General features: G+C 68.5%; 5 protein-coding genes and 2 pseudogenes. 6 read left to right on the top strand and 1 reads right to left on the bottom strand.

Annotated features, from left to right (window positions below):
• Nucleotides 1-131 precede the first annotated feature (131 nt).
• A pseudogene (locus Y705_RS17780) lies at nt 132-788 on the bottom strand (phosphoserine transaminase); the annotation flags it as partial.
• Nucleotides 789-985: 197 nt separating this feature from the next.
• Between Y705_RS17780 and Y705_RS0105970 the strand changes: the two are divergent.
• The 6 genes and pseudogenes from Y705_RS0105970 to Y705_RS23020 all read left to right on the top strand — a co-directional run.
• Nucleotides 986-1,690: an iron-dependent transcriptional repressor DtxR gene (locus tag Y705_RS0105970; RefSeq protein WP_026532200.1), complete on the top strand. Its 705-nt coding sequence runs from the start codon at nt 986-988 to the stop codon at nt 1,688-1,690.
• 113 nt (nt 1,691-1,803) lie between these two features.
• Nucleotides 1,804-2,142: a hypothetical protein gene (locus tag Y705_RS0105965; RefSeq protein WP_026532199.1), complete on the top strand. Its 339-nt coding sequence runs from the start codon at nt 1,804-1,806 to the stop codon at nt 2,140-2,142.
• Between the two features lie 3 nt (nt 2,143-2,145).
• Nucleotides 2,146-2,984 (top strand): annotated as a pseudogene (locus Y705_RS0105960) (nitroreductase family protein).
• A 179-nt stretch (nt 2,985-3,163) separates the two neighbouring features.
• A complete protein-coding gene (locus Y705_RS0105955) occupies nt 3,164-3,661 on the top strand; it encodes an HNH endonuclease (protein ID WP_026532198.1) in 498 nt (165 codons plus the stop codon).
• Nucleotides 3,658-4,389, top strand: a complete 732-nt coding sequence (gene mobA / locus Y705_RS0105950; protein WP_253908510.1) for a molybdenum cofactor guanylyltransferase — start codon at nt 3,658-3,660, stop codon at nt 4,387-4,389. The genes Y705_RS0105955 and mobA overlap by 4 nt, the downstream gene beginning before the upstream one ends.
• The coding region (locus Y705_RS23020) for a DUF6457 domain-containing protein (RefSeq protein WP_026532196.1) at nt 4,331-4,585 on the top strand (255 nt) is incomplete at its 3' end. The genes mobA and Y705_RS23020, both read left to right, overlap by 59 nt.

Genomic DNA, 4,585 nt, shown 5'->3' with positions numbered 1-4,585 from the left:
GAAGTAGTAGACGTCCGCCTGACTGACATCGACGTCGAGTCCACCCGCGGCGGAGGTGGCGTCGATCAGGGTGAGGGCGCCGTCGTCCGCCCCGTCGACCCGCAGCACCGGAGCTGCGACGCCGGTGGAGGTTTCGTTCTGGGGCCAGGCATAAACAGGCCGAGCCACAGGCCGCCGTCAGACGCGAAGTTCTTCTGCGGCGCGAAGTAGTAGACGTCCGCCTGACTGACATCGACGTCGAGTCCACCCGCGGCGGAGGTGGCGTCGATCAGGGTGAGGGCGCCGTCGTCCGCCCCGTCGACCCGCAGCACCGGAGCTGCGACGCCGGTGGAGGTTTCGTTCTGGGGCCAGGCATAGGCATCCACGCCCTGCTCGGGCCGAGCCGTGGGGCGGGTGCCCGGCTCGGAGGTGAGGATGCTCGAGGCCTCGAGGAACGGCGCCCTATCGGTGGTCGAGGCGAACTTAGAGCCGAACTCCCCGAAGGAGAGGTGCTGAGCGCGGGACCTCACGAGCCCGAAGGCGGCCACATCCCAGAAAGCCGTGGAGCCGCCGACGCCGAGGACCACCTCGTAGCCCTCGGGTGCCCGGAAGAACGTCGACAGGCCGTCGCGGACCTCGCCCACGAGGTTGCGGACCGGTGCCTGGCGGTGGGAGGTGCCGAGAATCGATTGTCCCGCGTCGGCAAGGGCCGCAAGCTGGCCGGCGCGGACCTTCGAGGGGCCGGCTCCGAAGCGGCCGTCCAGGGGCAGCAGGTCGGCGGGGATGCGGATGTCGGCGTTGTCGGTCATCGTTTCATTCTGCCCCAACGATGAAGCGCCGACCCATTTATGACCCGGAGGCCCTGCCAGTCGGCGCGGACCGGGAACGGATCCCTTCCCGGAGGCGGGAAGCGAGCGGAGTAAGGGTGCTGACGCATAGGTTAACCTTGGGAGGGGGCGCTGGCCTTCCGTCCCGCACCCCGCACTGCATCAAGGAGTTGAACCGCATGACGGATCTCATCGATACGACCGAGATGTACCTGCGGACCATCCTTGAGCTCGAGGAAGAAAGCATCGTCGCATTGCGGGCGCGGATCGCGGAGCGGCTCCGCCACTCCGGGCCCACTGTCTCGCAGACGATCGGGCGGATGGAACGTGACGGACTCGTGGTCGTCTCAGGGGACCGGCACCTCGAGCTCACCGAACTCGGACGGCGCCGGGCAACCGAGGTCATGAGGAAGCACCGCCTTGCGGAACGGCTGCTGAGCGACGTCATCGGGCTCGACTGGGCGTACGTCCACGATGAGGCCTGTCGCTGGGAGCACGTCATGAGCGAACGCGTGGAGAGGCGTCTGTACGAGCTGCTCGGCCGGCCCACGCAGTCGCCGTACGGCAACCCCATCCCAGGCCTCGAGGCGTTGGGTGGAGTGTCGACGGACTTCCTCACTGACGGCGTCGTGACCCTGCTGGCAGCCATGGAGACGTATCGCAGCGATTCCAGGGTCACCCTCCTGCGCCTGGCCGAGCCCATCCAGGTGGATCCCGAACTGCTCACCCAGCTGGACGAGGGCGGGCTGCGGCCCGGCGCGTCGCTGAGCCTTGAATCGGTGGGCGGGTACGTGTCGGTGCGGGTCCCGGGAATCGAGGGCGCCCTCGAACTGCCGCCCGAGGTCGCTGCCCATGTTTTCGTCTCGGTGGGCGCGCCGGTCTAGACGGCGCATACGATCTAACCGTGGGACGGCAACGGAGGCAGGCAGCAGGCACGGCAGCGGGCAATTCGCCCCGCATTGCGGAGGACCCGGTGACGTGGACAGCATCGTGCACTATGCAACGCCCGGCAACGCACGGCGCGGTCAGTGCCGCGGCGGCGTCCTATGCGGCAAACGCAGCGCTCGGCACCGCCGTCCTGCTCGGGTTGGTCGACACCTCGCGGGTCGGGTGGGTGCACCACCTGCTCTACGGAGTGACGTGCCTGACCACCGCTGCGGCGATGCTTGCGGCAGCGGCTGATCCGCACGGCAGGCGTACCTGTGCCGCGTTGGCCCCGGCCGTCCTCCCGCTGGCGGTCATCCCCTTCGCCGGCACGCACGGCCGTCGTCATCCTGCGGTGGCGCTGGCGGCTGCGCCCTTCTACGCGGCAGCGCTGCTGCGGGCCTGGAGATAAGGTATGGAGTTCCTCGATGTTGTGCGACGGCGGAAGACCACGAACGGGCCGTTCCTGCCCACACCGGTCAGCGAGGCCCACCAGCGGTCAGCGAGGCCCACCAGCGGCTCCTGATGGAGGTGGCGGGCCGCGCCCCCTCGCAGCTCAACAGCCAGCCATGGCGGTTCGTGGTCATCGAGGACCGCACAACGATCGAGAGCGTGGCGTCCATCAGCGGCGGCAGCATGACGGCCGCCATGTCCAACGGCACGTTCTTCGAGAGGTACAAGCCCTACTTCCGCTTCAGTGCCGAGGAAATGGCGACGCGGCGGGACGGTATGCTCTTCGACCGGCTACCGCCCCAGCTCCGGCCCTTCACCAAACAGGTGTTCACCCGCCGAGGGCAGGCGATGATGAACGCGCTCCGCGTCCCGCAGAAGCTCGGCGAGGAGAACCGGCGGCTCGTTGCCGGCTCACCGCTTCTGCTCGGCGTCCTGCTGGACCGCTCCGAGTACCGGCCCGGCGAACTGTCCTCCTTCTATTCCGTGTTCAGCATGGGGGCGGCGATGGAGAACATCTGGTTGACAACAGTGGAACTCGGCATGGGCATCCAGTTCATCTCCTTTCCGATGGAGGTGCCCGGCAGATGGGAGCAGATCGGCGGGCTCCTGGCCGTTCCCGACGAGCTCGAGCTGATGGCCGTCTACCGCCTCGGGTACCTCCCCGAGGAGCAGCGCCGTCCGGCCATCGACTGGTCGAGCCATGAACGGAAGCTACCCTCGCAGTACGTGTTCCGTGAAACCTGCGCGACTCCACAGCAGGGCTGGGACGACGGCGGGAGCGGGCGCCCGGCCGGTGGCTGACTCTGGTCGCTGAGGCCTGTGTTGACGACTGTGCTGAGGACTGTGCTGAGGACTGCGGAGCGTCCGGGATTCGCCTGAGAGCTGCGCGCGGCTTACCCTAGCATTGTCAATCCGGAGAACTTCTCCTGAGCGCGGGACGGCAACCGATTCTCGGGACGTAGTCGCAAAGAGGCTTGTGCATGCGCACTCTCGTTCTGAACGCAGGATATGAACCGCTGGCGGTCGTCACCTTCCGCCGGGCGCTGGTGCTTGTGCTGACGGGAAAGGCGAGCGTGGTGGCCGAAGACGACGATCCCGTGGTCGGGCCCACCGAGGTGTTGGGACGCCCCTCGGTGATCCTCCTTCACCGGTACGTCAAGATCCCCTACCGGCATGACGTCACTGCCACCCGGAGGGGCGTGCTCCGGCGCGACAACCACCTGTGCGCCTACTGCGGCAAGACGGCCACGACCATCGATCATGTGTATCCGCGCTCGCGCGGCGGATCGGATACATGGGAGAACCTCGTGGCCTGCTGCCTCCGCTGCAACAACGCGAAGAGCGACAAGACCCTCGCGAGTCTCGGCTGGAGCCTGCGGACCGTGCCGCTGCCGCCCCGCGGGCCCCTCTGGCAGCTACGGGAGCTCGAGAAACCCGCACCGCAGTGGAGCGAGTTCCTCACCGAGTGGGCCGCGTGAGCTTATTCTCCGGCGGGTTCGACGCCGTCGTCCTCGCCGGGGGGCGCTCCTCGCGGCTCGGCGGAACCCCGAAAGCGAACCTCACCGTCCAGGGCCGGTCCCTCCTTGAAATCACCTGCCTCGCGGTGGCCGACGCGCACCGGATCGTCGTCGTCGGGCCGGACTCGGCGGTTCCCGCGGCCCTGACGGAACTGCTGCGTGCGCGGTTCGGCACGGGCGGCCCCGAACTGCGCGTGGTGCGTGAGGACCCGCCCTTCGCGGGTCCCGCCGCCGCGCTGGCCGCAGCCCTGGTCCGGCCCGGTGCCCTCGATCCTCTCGAGAGCTCGCCGGGGCTCCTGGCTGTGCTTGCCTGCGACATGCCGCACGCCGGGCAGCTTCTGAAACTCCTGCTTGCGGCCGCAGCCCGGGATCCGTCGGTGTCGCTCGTCGCCGAGGAGGAGGGAAGGAACCAGCCGCTTGCTGCGCTGTACCGGCGGGACGCGCTCGAGACCGCGGTCGCCGACGCAGCCGCTGCGGGAGGAACCGCGAATCTGTCGATGAAGAAGCTCCTTGCTAGGGTGAGGACCAGAGAAGTCCCGGTTCCCCCGGGCACAACGCTCGACGTCGACACGTGGGACGATGCACGCGCCCTGGGCGTCGACGTCGTCGAGGAGACCCCGGAGGGTACAGATGGACGAGCGCGGGAAACTGCTGGCCGAGTGGTGCGAGAAGCTGCTGAAGGCCTATGAACTCGAGGATTCGACGGTGGATATCGACGCCGTCCTTGCCCTCGCAGGAAAGGCCGCCCACGGCGTGGTGCGGCCGGCCGCACCCCTGACCACCTTCATCGCCGGGTACGCGGCGGGCCTCGCCGTGGGAAGCGGGCAGGCCGGCGAGGAGACCGCCATGCGCTCCGCCATCGGGCTCGCGAACGAGCAGTGTCCG

This window comes from Arthrobacter sp. H41, from assembly GCF_000520535.1.
Lineage (GTDB): Bacteria > Actinomycetota > Actinomycetes > Actinomycetales > Micrococcaceae > Arthrobacter_D.
The sequence above is the reverse complement of the archived record's forward strand: the minus strand, read 5'-3'. Positions and strand labels throughout refer to the sequence as shown.

Bases quoted from the DNA above. Each gene is read 5' to 3' on its own strand.
- Y705_RS0105965 (WP_026532199.1), top strand. From the start codon at position 1,804: ATGCAACGCCCGGCAACGCACGGCGCGGTCAGTGCCGCGGCGGCGTCC.
- Y705_RS0105970 (WP_026532200.1), top strand. From the start codon at position 986: ATGACGGATCTCATCGATACGACCGAGATGTACCTGCGGACCATCCTT.
- Y705_RS0105955 (WP_026532198.1), top strand. From the start codon at position 3,164: ATGCGCACTCTCGTTCTGAACGCAGGATATGAACCGCTGGCGGTCGTC.